At 58.2% G+C, this 13201-nt stretch carries 12 protein-coding genes and 2 tRNA genes; 1 reads left to right on the top strand and 13 read right to left on the bottom strand.

Features of this window, described 5'->3' with window-relative positions; all coding sequences use genetic code 11:
• Nucleotides 1-12: 12 nt before the first annotated feature.
• From nusA to rlmE, 10 genes are all read right to left on the bottom strand, one after another.
• Entirely contained in the window at nucleotides 13-1494 is a 1482-nt protein-coding gene (nusA, locus tag PSUM_RS10595; RefSeq protein ID WP_020796534.1) for a transcription termination factor NusA, read from the bottom strand.
• 59 nt (nucleotides 1495-1553) lie between these two features.
• Complete coding sequence (gene rimP, locus PSUM_RS10590; protein ID WP_007973115.1) at nucleotides 1554-2012, bottom strand: ribosome maturation factor RimP; 459 nt, start codon at nucleotides 2010-2012, stop codon at nucleotides 1554-1556.
• A 138-nt stretch (nucleotides 2013-2150) separates the two neighbouring features.
• Nucleotides 2151-2227, bottom strand: a tRNA-Met gene (locus tag PSUM_RS10585).
• 97 nt (nucleotides 2228-2324) lie between these two features.
• Nucleotides 2325-2410 (bottom strand) — tRNA-Leu (locus PSUM_RS10580).
• Between the two features lie 22 nt (nucleotides 2411-2432).
• A complete protein-coding gene (gene secG, locus PSUM_RS10575) occupies nucleotides 2433-2816 on the bottom strand; it encodes a preprotein translocase subunit SecG (RefSeq protein ID WP_017336473.1) in 384 nt (127 codons plus the stop codon).
• Between the two features lie 4 nt (nucleotides 2817-2820).
• Nucleotides 2821-3576 (bottom strand): triose-phosphate isomerase, encoded by a 756-nt coding sequence (tpiA, locus tag PSUM_RS10570; RefSeq protein WP_033045245.1) that lies wholly within the window; start codon nucleotides 3574-3576, stop codon nucleotides 2821-2823.
• 66 nt (nucleotides 3577-3642) lie between these two features.
• The gene (gene glmM, locus PSUM_RS10565; RefSeq protein WP_020796532.1) at nucleotides 3643-4980 is read right to left on the bottom strand and encodes a phosphoglucosamine mutase; all 1338 of its coding nucleotides are present in this window, start codon (nucleotides 4978-4980) and stop codon (nucleotides 3643-3645) included.
• A gap of 16 nt (nucleotides 4981-4996) precedes the next feature.
• On the bottom strand, nucleotides 4997-5848 hold the full coding sequence (gene folP, locus PSUM_RS10560; protein WP_033045246.1) for a dihydropteroate synthase: 852 nt from the start codon (nucleotides 5846-5848) through the stop codon (nucleotides 4997-4999).
• Between the two features lie 8 nt (nucleotides 5849-5856).
• The gene (gene ftsH, locus PSUM_RS10555; protein WP_020796530.1) at nucleotides 5857-7767 is read right to left on the bottom strand and encodes an ATP-dependent zinc metalloprotease FtsH; all 1911 of its coding nucleotides are present in this window, start codon (nucleotides 7765-7767) and stop codon (nucleotides 5857-5859) included.
• Between the two features lie 202 nt (nucleotides 7768-7969).
• Nucleotides 7970-8599: a 23S rRNA (uridine(2552)-2'-O)-methyltransferase RlmE gene (rlmE, locus tag PSUM_RS10550; RefSeq protein WP_008057410.1), complete on the bottom strand. Its 630-nt coding sequence runs from the start codon at nucleotides 8597-8599 to the stop codon at nucleotides 7970-7972.
• A gap of 101 nt (nucleotides 8600-8700) precedes the next feature.
• Between rlmE and PSUM_RS10545 the strand changes: the two genes are divergently transcribed.
• Nucleotides 8701-9009 carry a YhbY family RNA-binding protein gene (locus PSUM_RS10545; protein WP_020796529.1) on the top strand — a complete coding sequence of 103 codons (309 nt, stop codon included), beginning with the start codon at nucleotides 8701-8703 and terminating at the stop codon, nucleotides 9007-9009.
• Nucleotides 9010-9018: 9 nt separating this feature from the next.
• Here PSUM_RS10545 and PSUM_RS10540 read toward each other — a convergent pair whose 3' ends face one another.
• Genes PSUM_RS10540 through carB form a run of 3 tightly spaced genes read right to left on the bottom strand, consistent with a single transcriptional unit; the run spans nucleotide 9019 to nucleotide 13152 of the window.
• On the bottom strand, nucleotides 9019-9423 hold the full coding sequence (locus PSUM_RS10540) for a hypothetical protein (RefSeq protein ID WP_020796528.1): 405 nt from the start codon (nucleotides 9421-9423) through the stop codon (nucleotides 9019-9021).
• Between the two features lie 28 nt (nucleotides 9424-9451).
• Nucleotides 9452-9928: a transcription elongation factor GreA gene (gene greA, locus PSUM_RS10535; RefSeq protein WP_032831479.1), complete on the bottom strand. Its 477-nt coding sequence runs from the start codon at nucleotides 9926-9928 to the stop codon at nucleotides 9452-9454.
• Nucleotides 9929-9930: 2 nt separating this feature from the next.
• Entirely contained in the window at nucleotides 9931-13152 is a 3222-nt protein-coding gene (gene carB, locus PSUM_RS10530) for a carbamoyl-phosphate synthase large subunit (protein ID WP_020796527.1), read from the bottom strand.
• Nucleotides 13153-13201 lie beyond the last annotated feature (49 nt).

The following is a 13201-nucleotide window of genomic DNA, read 5'->3' as shown; positions in this document are numbered from 1 at the left end:
GGCCGCGCCTAATTACTCGAACCAGTGGGCTCGGGCGGCCATGATCAACTTGCCGGCACGATCATCGTCAATGCCGTCGATGTCGAGCAGGTCGTCAATAGACTGCTCGGCCAGGTCTTCGCGGGTAATTACGCCGCGCACCGCCAGTTCCATCGCCAAATCCTTGTCCATACCCTCAAGCGAGAGCAGGTCTTCGGCCGGATGGGCGTCTGCCAGCTTTTCCTCAGTAGCGATGGCTTTGGTCAACAAACGATCCTTGGCACGAGCGCGAAGCTCGTTGACGGTGTCTTCGTCAAAGCCGTCGATGTTGAGCATTTCTTCCAGCGGTACGTAGGCAATCTCTTCCAGGCTGGTAAAGCCTTCATCGACCAGCACCTGTGCCAGATCTTCGTCGACTTCCAGCTCGTCGATGAAGTTGCGCAGGATGTCGCCGGTTTCTGCTTGCTGCTTAGCCTGGATGTCCGATTCGGTCATCACGTTCAGGGTCCAGCCAGTCAACTGGCTGGCCAGACGCACGTTCTGACCACCACGACCGATGGCCTGAGCCAGATTGTCTGCGCCGACGGCGATGTCCATTGCATGGGCATCTTCGTCAACGATAATTGCCGCAACCTCAGCCGGGGACATGGCGTTGATCACGAACTGAGCCGGGTTGTCGTCCCACAGGACGATGTCCACACGCTCACCGCCCAACTCGCCCGACACTGCCTGGACGCGCGAACCGCGCATACCGATGCAAGCGCCCTGCGGGTCGATGCGTTTGTCCTTGGAGCGAACGGCGATCTTGGCGCGCGAACCCGGATCACGGGACGCAGCCATTACTTCGATCAGCCCTTCAGCAATTTCCGGCACTTCGATGCGGAACAACTCGATCAGCATTTCCGGCGCGGTACGCGACAGGATCAACTGCGGGCCGCGGTTCTCGGTGCGGATTTCCTTGAGCAGCGCACGCAAGCGCACGCCAACCCGGAAAGTTTCGCGAGAAATGATGTCCTCACGGGCCAGCAACGCTTCGGCGTTGTTGCCCAGATCAACGATCACGTTGTCGCGGGTAACTTTTTTCACGGTGCCGGAGATGATTTCACCCAGGCGTTCGCGGTAAGCGTCGACAACCTGGGCGCGCTCGGCTTCGCGAACCTTCTGCACGATGACTTGCTTGGCAGTCTGTGCAGCGATACGGCCGAATTCGATGGACTCGATCTTCTCTTCGACAACGTCACCGACCTTGGCGCCAGGATGCGTCTCGGCAACCTTGCTTGGCCAGGTTTCGATGGCCGGATCGTCAAGATCGTCTTCTTCGACGACCGTCCAGCGACGGAAAGTCTCGTACGCACCGGTGTGGCGGTTGATTTCCACACGCAGATCGACTTCGTCCTCGAAACGCTTTTTGGTAGCCGTGGCCAGAGCGAGCTCCAGCGCTTCAAAAATTACGTTAGCCGGTACGCCCTTTTCATTGGATACCGACTCAACAACCAGCAGTACTTCTTTGCTCATCGTACGCCTCGCCTTTCGCAAGCCATTGGATCCGCGGGATCCGCAGTATCTGGCACGCCTCAGTCAAAACTGGGAATAATGTTGGCCTTGTCGATCATATCGATCGGCAACAGGAACTCATGGTCTTCTACCTGCACCACGACGTCCTGCTCTTCTACACCGCGCAGAAGGCCCTGAAAGTTGCGTCGTCCTTCAAAAGGCGAGCGCAGCTTGATCTTCACTTGTTCACCGGCAAATTTTGCAAACTGCTCAAGAGTGAACAGCGGGCGTTCCATGCCTGGCGAGGAAACTTCGAGGGTGTATTCAACGGAGATTGGATCTTCAACATCCAGCACACCGCTGATCTGACGGCTGACGATGGCACAATCGTCCACCAGCACACCGCCCTCTTTATCAATATAAACGCGCAACATCGAGTGACGACCCTGAGCCGAAAACTCGATACCCCAGCATTCATAGCCTAGGGCCACGACCACCGGGGCCAGCAAGGCCTGCAACTCTTCTAGCTTGCTCGACACCTGAACCCCCTCGTGCATGTATGTGCATGCTATGCAAAATAAAAAAATGGGCGAAGCGCCCATCCTTGAAACGCCGTCGAACAGCGGCGTTGGAAGTGTCCAGCTAACAAAAAGCCCCTTAAAAGGGGCTCCTTAAACTGGTTGCGGGGGCCGGATTTGAACCGACGACCTTCGGGTTATGAGCCCGACGAGCTACCAGACTGCTCCACCCCGCGACAAAGCTGGGGCGGAAGTATACGACCGATCCCCGACAGGGTCAATGTAACCTTCCACCTGCAAGAAAGCCCGCAACAGCGGGCTCTCCTGACTAATTGGTACCGAGAAGGGGACTCGAACCCCTACACCCTATGGGCACAACCACCTCAAGGTTGCGTGTCTACCAATTCCACCACCTCGGCAATACTACGTTTGAAACCCTTCTTACTTCTGCTCTTGAGCTGGAGGCACGTCAGTCGCTGGAGTAGCCGACTTTTGCTCTTGAAGCACCGGGACATCATCAGAAGCCGGTTGTTGCTTTGGTACTTCCAACACTGCTGGATTTGGGAGACCTACTTGAGTCAGCTGGTGAGCTTTCTCTTTAGCAAAGTAACCTAACCCTAAGCTGGTTATGAAGAAACCTGCGGCAAGTATAGCAGTAAACTTACTAAGAAAGGTAGAGGAACCTTGGCTTCCGAACACAGTATTTGAAGCACCTGCTCCGAAAGACGCGCCAGCGTCCGCACCTTTACCCTGCTGCAGCAAAACCAGAGCTACTACGCCCAATGCACCCAGCAGATGAAAAACGACTACGACTGTTTCCAGCATTTTTTCAGTTTCCCGCGGCGCGAATAATCGCACCGAACTCATCTGCATTCAGGGAAGCCCCACCAATGAGGCCCCCATCGATATCCGGCATGCCGAACAGTTCGACCGCATTGGCCGCCTTCACGCTGCCGCCGTATAGAAGCCGCACACCTTGTGCGACTTCAGAATTCTCTGCCGCCAACTGCGCGCGAATGGCTGCGTGCACATCCTGCGCCTGTTGCGGCGAAGCAGTCAGCCCGGTGCCAATGGCCCAGACCGGCTCGTAAGCAATTACTGCCTTTGCAAACGCACCGACACCCAACTCATCGATGATGCTGCCCAATTGCTGCGAGACAACCTCAAGGGTCTTCCCGGCTTCACGCTGCTCAAGGGTTTCCCCTATGCACAACACCGGAACCAGGCCACTTGCCTGTGCCGCTGCGAACTTGCGAATCAGCACTCCGTCCTGCTCACCCATTAACTGGCGGCGCTCGGAATGCCCGACAAGAACCAGGGAACAACCTGCATCCACCAACTGACTAGGCGAGACCTCACCGGTCAGCGCACCTTGTCCGGATTCCACCGCAGAATTCTGCGCACCGACCGAAATCGACTTTCCTTTCAAGCCATCAACCACTTGGCTGATATGCAACAAAGGCGGGAATACCGCTACTTCAACACCGCTCGGCAAGGCCAAGTCACGTAGGCCGTTGATCAGCTCAGCGACGCTGGCGCGGGTACCGTGCATCTTCCAGTTACCAGCTACCATAGGGCGACGCATGCTGTACCTCGTCGGTCAAAGTGGGCGCAGATGTTACCCAACACAATCGAGGCTGGCAAGCCGAATTCAGGCAGAAACTTCAGTAACCAGTTTTGCCAGCTCTTCGGCATAGCCGCGAACCAGGGTTTCGTCTTCGCCTTCGACCATCACACGCACCAGCGGCTCGGTCCCGGACTTGCGCAACAACACGCGCCCGCGACCCGCCATGGCCTGGGTGACACGCTCGCTGGCTTCCTTGACCGACGCATGCTCGAGCGGGTTTGCACCGCCACCGAAACGCACATTGATCAATACCTGAGGGCACTTGCGTAACGCCTGACGAGCCTCTGCCAACCCTTGCGAACGAGTCTTCAACGCCATCAACACCTGCAACGCGGCAATGATCGCATCACCGGTCGTGGTGTGATGGAAGCACACGATATGCCCCGAGTTCTCGCCACCGATCAGCCAGTTACGCTCCAGCAGGTCCGCGATCACATAACGGTCACCGACGTTGGCGCGCACAAAGGGAATCGCCAGGTCCGCGAGGGCGAGCTCCAGCCCCAGGTTACTCATCAACGTACCGACTACGCCGCCTTGCAGCTTGTCCTGTTCATGCAGATCGCGAGCGATGATAAACAGCAGCTCGTCGCCATCGACGATGGCACCGGTGTGATCAACCATCAACACCCGATCGCCGTCACCATCAAATGCGATACCCAGGTCGGCATGCTCGGCCAAGACGGCAGCCTGCAATTGGCCCATGTGGGTTGAACCGCAGTTGTCGTTGATGTTCAGGCCATTGGGGTGCGCGGACAGAACCACGACCTCGGCACCTAGCTCGCGAAATACGCTTGGCGCCACCTTGTACGTCGCACCGTGGGCGCAATCGATGACGATTTTCAGACCGGAGAAGCTGGTGCCGGTTGGCACGCTGCTCTTGCAGAATTCTATATAGCGGCCAGAGGCATCGTTGATTCGCGAGACCTTGCCGATCTTGCTCGACTCAACCACGGTCATCGGGGTGTCGAGCAACTCTTCGATCATGTGCTCGATCTCATCGGGAAGCTTGGTGCCCTTCCCGGAGAAAAACTTGATGCCATTGTCGTCATGGGGATTGTGCGAAGCACTGATCACGATGCCGGCTTCGGCATGAAAGGTACGCGTCAGGTAGGCGATGGCCGGTGTCGGCATCGGGCCCAGGAGCATCACGTCGGCACCCGCCGATGTCAGCCCGGCCTCGAGCGCCGATTCGAACATGTAACCGGAAATCCGCGTGTCCTTGCCCACCAGCACCTTGCACGCACCCATCTTGCGGAACGCCATGCCGGCAGCCCAGCCCAGCTTGAGCATGAAGTCAGGAGTGATCGGATAAACACCGACCCGACCGCGAATGCCGTCGGTGCCAAAATATTTCTTTGTCATAACTACTCCATAATTCTTATTCGGCTGATTCCACTGCGGTGATCATTTTCACCACATCAACTGTTTCAGCTACGTCATGGACACGCAATATACGCGCGCCCTTGTGCGTTGCCAGCGCCGCCAGGGCAAGACCGCCATACAGGCGCTCACCGACAGGGCGACTCAACGCTTGACCGATCATGCTCTTTCGCGACACCCCAACCAACAACGGGCGCCCCAAGGCATGCAAGGCTTCCATATGCTTGAACAAGCTTAGATTGTGCTGCAGATTTTTTGCGAACCCAAAACCCGGATCAAGAATGATCCGCTCAGCTGGAATCCCCACCGTCGCACATTGAGCCATGCGCTCGGCTAGAAACTCGCCCACCTCTTGGGTGACGTCCTGGTAGTGCGGGTTGTCCTGCATGTCACCCGGCTCACCGAGCATATGCATCAGGCAAACGGGCAAGCCGGTCGCCGCCGCCGCATCCAGGGCACCCTCGCGGCGCAAGGAACGCACGTCATTGATCAGGCCGGCACCCAGCCGCGCCGATTCGCGCATGACCGCGGGCGTGGAGGTATCGACCGAGATGATCACATCCAGTTCACGGTGAATCATTTCAACGATTGGTGCCACGCGCTCAAGCTCTTCGAGCGGTGAAACCGCCCTCGCGCCTGGCCGAGTAGACTCGCCGCCAACATCGATCAAGGTGGCGCCAGCCGCAACCATGGCTTGCGCATGGCGCAACGCCGCATCGAGCTGGCTGAATTTGCCACCATCGGAGAAAGAATCGGGAGTGACATTGAGAATGCCCATGACATGCGTCTGGGACAAATCAAGAACCCGGTTGCCGCAAGGCAACCGGGTCGAGGACTGAACAAAAGTCATTTCAAACCTTAAACGTCAGCAGCGGGACCGCCGATAGGTGTTTCCGGACGCTCACCCTGCACCGCTGGCGGCGTACCGGAGGTACCCGTGCCACCCGACCAGTCGCGAGGCTCGCGAGGTGTGCGTCCAGCCATGATGTCGTCGATCTGCTCGGCATCGATGGTTTCATACTTCATCAGGGCATCGGCCATGGCGTCGAGCTTGTCACGGTTGTCCGTGAGGATCTGCTTGGCGGTGCCGTAGCACTGGTCGATGATGCTGCGCACTTCGGAGTCGATCAGCTTGGCTGTCTCACCGGAGAAACTTGCACTCTGGCCACCGCCTCCGCGACCTAGGAACACTTCACCTTCCTCTTCAGCGTACATCAGCGGACCGAGTTTTTCGGAAAGCCCCCACTTGGTCACCATGTTCCGCGCAATCTGGCTGGCACGCATGATGTCGTTGGACGCACCGGTGGTGACGCCATCGAAGCCCAGGGTCATTTCTTCAGCGATACGGCCACCGTAAAGCGAGCAGATCTGGCTGATCAGCGCACGCTTGGACAGGCTGTAGCGATCTTCTTCCGGCAGGAACATGGTCACGCCCAGCGCACGACCGCGCGGGATGATCGAGACCTTGTAAACCGGGTCATGCTCAGGCACGACGCGACCCACAATGGCGTGGCCAGCTTCGTGATAAGCGGTGTTCTGCTTTTCTTTCTCGGACATGACCATGGATTTGCGCTCGGCGCCCATCATGATCTTGTCCTTGGCCAGTTCGAACTCTTTCATTTCGACGATGCGCTTGCCGGCACGGGCAGCGAACAACGACGCCTCGTTGACCAGGTTGGCCAGGTCGGCACCAGAGAAACCCGGGGTACCACGAGCGATCACTGCCGGAGCGACGTCGTCGCCCATTGGCACCTTGCGCATGTGGACCTTGAGAATCTGTTCGCGACCACGGATATCCGGCAGACCGACCACGACCTGACGGTCGAAACGGCCCGGACGCAGCAGCGCAGGGTCCAACACGTCAGGACGGTTGGTCGCGGCAATCACGATGATGCCATCGTTCATTTCGAAGCCGTCCATCTCCACCAGCAACTGGTTGAGTGTCTGCTCGCGTTCGTCGTGACCACCGCCCATGCCGGCACCACGGTGGCGACCGACGGCGTCGATTTCATCGATGAAGATGATGCATGGAGCGTGTTTCTTGGCCTGTTCGAACATGTCGCGAACACGGCTTGCACCGACACCGACGAACATCTCGACGAAATCGGAACCGGAAATGGTAAAGAAAGGCACCTTGGCTTCGCCGGCAATCGCCTTGGCCAGCAAGGTCTTACCGGTACCCGGAGGACCGACCATCAATACGCCACGAGGAATGCGGCCACCCAGGCGCTGGAACTTGCCCGGATCACGCAGGAACTCGACCAGCTCACCGACTTCTTCCTTGGCTTCGTCGCAACCGGCAACGTCTGCCAGGGTGGTTTTCACCTGGTCTTCGGAGAGCAGGCGCGCCTTGCTCTTGCCAAAGCTCATCGGCCCGCCCTTGCCACCGGCACCGCCCTGCATCTGGCGCATGAAGAACATGAACACGGCGATGATCACCAGGATCGGGAAGCTCGCGACCAGGAGTTGGGTCCAGATGCTTTGCTGTTCAGGCTGCTTGCCTTCGACCACGACGTGGTTATCCACCAGGTCGCCGATCAGGCCGTTGTCCTGGATTGCCGGACGAATGGTCTTGAAGCTGTCGCCATCGTTGCGCTTGCCGGTAATCACGTAGCCATCAACCGCCACGCGCTCGACCTTGCCATCCTTGACCTGCTGGATGAAGTCGGAATAGTTGAGGGTCTGCGGCTCGTTAGGGCTGGAGAAGTTGTTCATCACTGTCACCAGGACAGCCGCGATGATCAACCACAGGATCAGATTCTTTGCCATATCGTTCAATTAACTACCCTCTGAAGCAAGCGCCGCTGTTGGCGCGCGCTTCGCATGATATTCACCGGCCTAACTTACTACATTACCTACAACTCTGGCAGGCGCCGTCTGTAACCCTTTGTGAAACTCTTCCTACACAATATTCGCTATTTCCCACAGGGCGAAATACGAAATTCCTATTGCCCTGCAAAAAAACCGCGCTTTATTCACTCCGGCCGCGGTAGCCCCAAGCCAGCATGTATTGCTCGCGGGAGCTGCCTCGGGAAGAGTCCGGCTTGATCATCTGGACCTTGTCGAATTTCTGACGAGCGTCCTTCACGTAAGCATCAAACCCTTCACCCTGAAAAACCTTGATCACAAAATTACCACCCGGCTTGAGTATCCGGGCTGCCAGATCAAGCGCCAGCTCGCAAAGAAACATGGCTTTGGGCATATCTACGGCAGGCGTACCACTCATATTGGGGGCCATATCGGAAATCACAAGGTCCACCGGCGAATTACCGACGGCGTCCAGGATCTGAGCGAGCACTTCGTCCTGGGTAAAGTCCCCCTGGATGAAAGTCACGTCCGGAATGCTGTCCATTTCCAGGATATCCGAGGCGATCAGGCGCCCCTGACCACCGATCAGCCGGCTAGTGACCTGCGACCAGCCACCAGGCGCCGCCCCCAGGTCAACAACGGTCATGCCCGGACGGATCAGCTTGTATTTCTCCTGGACCTCCAGAAGCTTGTAACTCGCACGCGAGCGGTAGCCATCCTTCTGCGCCTGCTTCACATAGGGATCATTGACATGTCTTTTCAGCCAACCAAGGCTTGTCTTGGAACGCGCCATTGGGCACCTCGATGATAAGGGTCGTGATTAGTTGGGCGGATCCACGAACCCTCGGGTAAAATGGCCGCCATTTTACAGAATCCAGACGAAAGGGTCAGATTATGCCGCTCACTCAAGAGCAGAAGAAACAGTACAAATCCATTGGCCACCATCTGAAACCGGTTTTGATTGTGGCTGACAACGGTTTGACTGAAGGTGTGTTAGCCGAATTTGAACGCGCATTGGCGGATCACGAACTGATCAAGATCAAGCTCAATATCCTCGATCGCGAATCGCGCCTGGCATCCATTGCCGAGCTGTGCAAGGTTGGCAAAGCGGATCTGGTACAGGTCATCGGCAAGATGGCACTGATTTACCGCAAGAACTTCAGCGTCAACAAGCAGCTGTCGAACGTCCATCGCTTCAAGTGATGACAAGGGTCAAGGGTGTGCTTCGCGCACCCTGACACTCCATCCGGGCACCGGCTGCATAATCAGCACCAGCCCCGAGAACCCCAAAACCAGATAGCTGAACACCTGCCAGCGCTGCGCATCCGGCCAGCCGATAGGCACGGCCACAAACATCGCACAGGCGCACAACGCGACCAGCAGCACCTGCCCACGAAAATCCCGCCATAGACTGGCAAGGCCATTAGCCTGTACCAGCACCAAAGCCTGAAAGATCACGCACACGGCGGCAAACCCCACCACCACGGTCTCGAACATGCCGGCGATCTCATCGATCAGCAACGGTGCCAGGCCAATTCGGCCCAACACCGGCTGCAAACCGAGATGCACCAGCCACAGACCGCCGACCCACAACATCTGGGCCAGCTGCCAGAGCATGGCGCCCGCATTCAGCGGGCGCCTTGCTTCAGATGTGACGGACTTCGACAATCTCGTACTCGATAACGCCACCAGGCGTTTTGACGACGACCACATCACCCTCTTCCTTGCCGATCAAGGCTCGAGCCAAGGGTGAACCGACCGAAATCTTGCCGAGTTTGAAGTCAGCCTCATCCTCACCCACGATGTGGTAAGTGACGCTTTCATCAGTCTCGACGTTGGCGATTTCGACGGTGGTGCCGAAGATAACCTTGCCAGTGTGAGGAATGGTCGTGACGTCGATGATGACCTGATTCTGAATCCGGCCTTCGATGTCACGAATCCGCGCCTCGACCATACCCTGCTGCTCGCGAGCAGCGTGGTATTCGGCGTTTTCCTTCAAGTCGCCCAACTCACGGGCCGTACCGATGTCCTGGCTGAGCTTTGGACGGACGACTTTGGTCAGGTGAGCGTGCTCTTCCTCCAGGGCGCGAGCGCCCTGAACGGTCATCGGGTACTTCGTTATGCTCATGCCTTCAATCCTGCGTGTAGATCCTGCAAGCGGCGTACGGTCTTCTCGGGACCGAACTTCAGCGCTTCACAGATCGCTTCGCCAGCAGCAATGGTGGTGGTGCAGTAAATCTTGTGCTGCAGGGCATTGCGACGAATGGAATAGGAGTCAGCGATCGACTGACGGCCTTCGGTGGTGTTGATGATCAAGGTGACTTCGTCATTCTTGATCATGTCGACTACGTGCGGACGCCCTTCGGTCACCTTGTTCACGCGGCGCACTTTCAGGCCTGCGGCTTCGATCAGCTTGGCAGTACCGGCAGTGGCAACCACTTCAAAGCCCAAGTTGATCAGATCACGGGCCACGCCTGCAACCAGTGGCTTGTCGTCATCACGTACGCTGATGAACGCAGTACCGCCGGTCGGCAGCACTTCGCTGGCACCCATCTGGGCCTTGGCGAATGCTTCACCGAAGGTGTCGCCCACGCCCATCACTTCGCCGGTCGACTTCATCTCTGGGCCGAGGATCGGGTCGACGCCAGGGAATTTGGCGAACGGGAACACCGCTTCTTTCACGCTGTAGAAGTTCGGGATAATTTCCTTGGTGAAACCCAGCTCCTGCAGGGTTTTACCGGCCATCACGCGCGCTGCGATCATCGCCAGGGAAACACCGATGCACTTGGACACGAACGGTACGGTACGCGAAGCGCGCGGGTTGACTTCGATGACGTAGATGTCTTCGCCTTGCAGCGCCAACTGAACGTTCATCAGGCCGACCACACCCAGTTCCAGGGCCATTTTCTTGACCTGTTCGCGCATTTCGTCCTGGATGTGCGCCGGCAGGGAGTATGGCGGCAGCGAGCACGCGGAGTCACCGGAGTGAACGCCGGCCTGCTCGATGTGCTGCATGATCGCGCCGATCACTACGTCCTTGCCGTCGCAGACCGCATCCACGTCCATTTCAATGGCGCAGTTGAGGAAGTGGTCCAGCAGCACCGGGCTGTCGTTGGACACTTGAACCGCTTCACGCAGGTAGCGCTTGAGTTCTTCTTCTTCGTAGACGATTTCCATCGCACGACCGCCCAGTACATAGGACGGGCGCACCACCAGCGGGTAACCGATCTTGCTGGCTGCACGAATCGCTTCGTCTTCGCTGCGCACGGTGGCGTTTGGCGGCTGACGCAGGTTCAGGCGCTGGACCATTTGCTGGAAGCGCTCGCGGTCTTCGGCACGGTCGATGGCGTCAGGGCTGGTGCCGATGATCGGCACGCCAGCGGCTTCCAGGGCACGGGCCAGTTTCAGCGGGGTCTGGCCGCCGTACTGAACGATCACGCCTTTTGGCTTCTCGACGCGGACGATTTCCAGCACGTCTTCCAGGGTCACTGGTTCGAAGTACAGGCGATCGGAGGTGTCGTAGTCGGTGGAAACGGTTTCCGGGTTGCAGTTGACCATGATGGTCTCGTAACCGTCATCGCGCAGGGCCAGTGCCGCGTGCACGCAGCAGTAGTCGAACTCGATACCCTGGCCGATACGGTTAGGACCGCCACCCAGGATCATGATTTTGTCGCGGCCCGACGGCGCGGCTTCGCACTCTTCTTCGTACGTGGAGTACAGGTACGCGGTATCGGTGGCGAACTCGGCGGCGCAGGTGTCGACGCGCTTGTAGACCGGGAAGATTTCCAGCTTGTGGCGGTGGGCACGCAGGCTCTTCTCGGTCACACCCAGCAGCTTGGCCAGGCGCATGTCGGAGAAGCCCTTGCGCTTGAGACGGAACATCAGGTCACGGTCGATGCTGGTCAGACCCAGGGTCTTGACCTTCTCTTCGTCCTTGATCAGATCTTCCATCTGCACCAGGAACCAAGGATCGATCATGGTCATGCCGAAGATGTCTTCAACGCTCATGCCAGCGCGCATGGCGTCCGCCACGTACCAGATACGCTCGGCGCCCGGCACGGTCAGTTCGCGCTTGAGGATGCTCATGCTTTCCGGGTTGCGCAGGTCAACCTTCTCGTCCAGACCGCAAACACCGACTTCCAGGCCGCGCAGGGCTTTCTGCAGGGATTCCTGGAAGGTGCGGCCGATGGCCATGACTTCACCTACCGACTTCATCTGAGTGGTCAGGCGCGCATCAGCCTTGGAGAACTTCTCGAAGGCGAAACGTGGCAGCTTGGTCACGACGTAGTCGATGGACGGTTCGAAGGACGCCGGGGTCTTGCCGCCGGTGATGTCGTTCGACAGCTCATCCAGGGTGTAGCCCACAGCCAGCTTGGCCGCGACCTTGGCGATCGGGAAACCGGTGGCCTTCGAGGCCAGTGCCGAGGAACGGGATACACGCGGGTTCATTTCGATCACGACCATGCGGCCGGTGTTCGGGCAGATACCGAACTGAACGTTCGAACCGCCGGTTTCCACGCCGATCTCACGCAGTACCGCCAGGGAGGCGTTACGCAGGATCTGGTATTCCTTGTCGGTCAGGGTCTGTGCCGGCGCCACGGTGATCGAGTCACCCGTGTGCACGCCCATCGGGTCAAAGTTTTCGATGGAGCAGACGATGATGCAGTTGTCCTTTTTGTCGCGGACAACTTCCATTTCATATTCTTTCCAACCGATCAGCGATTCGTCGATCAGCAGCTCTTTGGTCGGAGACAGGTCCAGGCCGCGGGCGCAGATTTCTTCGAACTCTTCACGGTTGTACGCGATACCGCCACCGGTGCCGCCCATGGTGAAGGACGGACGGATGATGCACGGGAAGCCCAGCTTCTCGAGGACCGCATTGGCCTCTTCCATGCTGTGCGCGATGCCGGAACGCGGGCACGCCAGGCCGATGGATTTCATCGCCTTGTCGAAACGCGAACGGTCTTCAGCCTTGTCGATGGTGTCGGCGTTGGCACCGATCATTTCTACGCCGAACTTCTCCAGGACGCCTTCGCGCTCCAGGTCCAGGGCGCAGTTCAGGGCGGTCTGGCCGCCCATGGTCGGCAGCAGCGCGTCCGGACGCTCTTTCTCGATGATCTTGGCAACGGTCTGCCACTTGATCGGCTCGATGTAGGTGGCGTCGGCCATGGCCGGGTCGGTCATGATGGTGGCCGGGTTGGAGTTCACCAGGATGACGCGGTAGCCCTCTTCGCGCAGGGCTTTGCAGGCCTGGGCGCCGGAGTAGTCGAATTCGCAGGCCTGGCCGATCACGATCGGGCCAGCGCCGAGAATCAGGATGCTTTTAATGTCTGTACGTTTTGGCATGGGTTTGTCACTCAAATCCGCAGGTCAGTCGGCAAGCCGTCTTGTTCAA

Origin of the sequence: Pseudomonas umsongensis (genome assembly GCF_002236105.1) — a bacterium.
In the GTDB taxonomy this organism is placed as follows: Bacteria; Pseudomonadota; Gammaproteobacteria; order Pseudomonadales; family Pseudomonadaceae; genus Aquipseudomonas; species Aquipseudomonas umsongensis.
The sequence above is the reverse complement of the archived record's forward strand: the minus strand, read 5'-3'. Positions and strand labels throughout refer to the sequence as shown.

Coding starts and splice junctions, on each gene's coding strand:
- rlmE (WP_008057410.1), bottom strand. CDS start 8,599: ATGGCGCGTTCCAAGACAAGCCTTGGTTGGCTGAAAAGACATGTCAAT.
- secG (WP_017336473.1), bottom strand. CDS start 2,816: ATGCTGGAAACAGTCGTAGTCGTTTTTCATCTGCTGGGTGCATTGGGC.
- nusA (WP_020796534.1), bottom strand. CDS start 1,494: ATGAGCAAAGAAGTACTGCTGGTTGTTGAGTCGGTATCCAATGAAAAG.
- folP (WP_033045246.1), bottom strand. CDS start 5,848: ATGACTTTTGTTCAGTCCTCGACCCGGTTGCCTTGCGGCAACCGGGTT.
- ftsH (WP_020796530.1), bottom strand. CDS start 7,767: ATGGCAAAGAATCTGATCCTGTGGTTGATCATCGCGGCTGTCCTGGTG.
- glmM (WP_020796532.1), bottom strand. CDS start 4,980: ATGACAAAGAAATATTTTGGCACCGACGGCATTCGCGGTCGGGTCGGT.
- PSUM_RS10545 (WP_020796529.1), top strand. CDS start 8,701: ATGCCGCTCACTCAAGAGCAGAAGAAACAGTACAAATCCATTGGCCAC.
- PSUM_RS10540 (WP_020796528.1), bottom strand. CDS start 9,423: ATGCTCTGGCAGCTGGCCCAGATGTTGTGGGTCGGCGGTCTGTGGCTG.
- tpiA (WP_033045245.1), bottom strand. CDS start 3,576: ATGCGTCGCCCTATGGTAGCTGGTAACTGGAAGATGCACGGTACCCGC.
- carB (WP_020796527.1), bottom strand. CDS start 13,152: ATGCCAAAACGTACAGACATTAAAAGCATCCTGATTCTCGGCGCTGGC.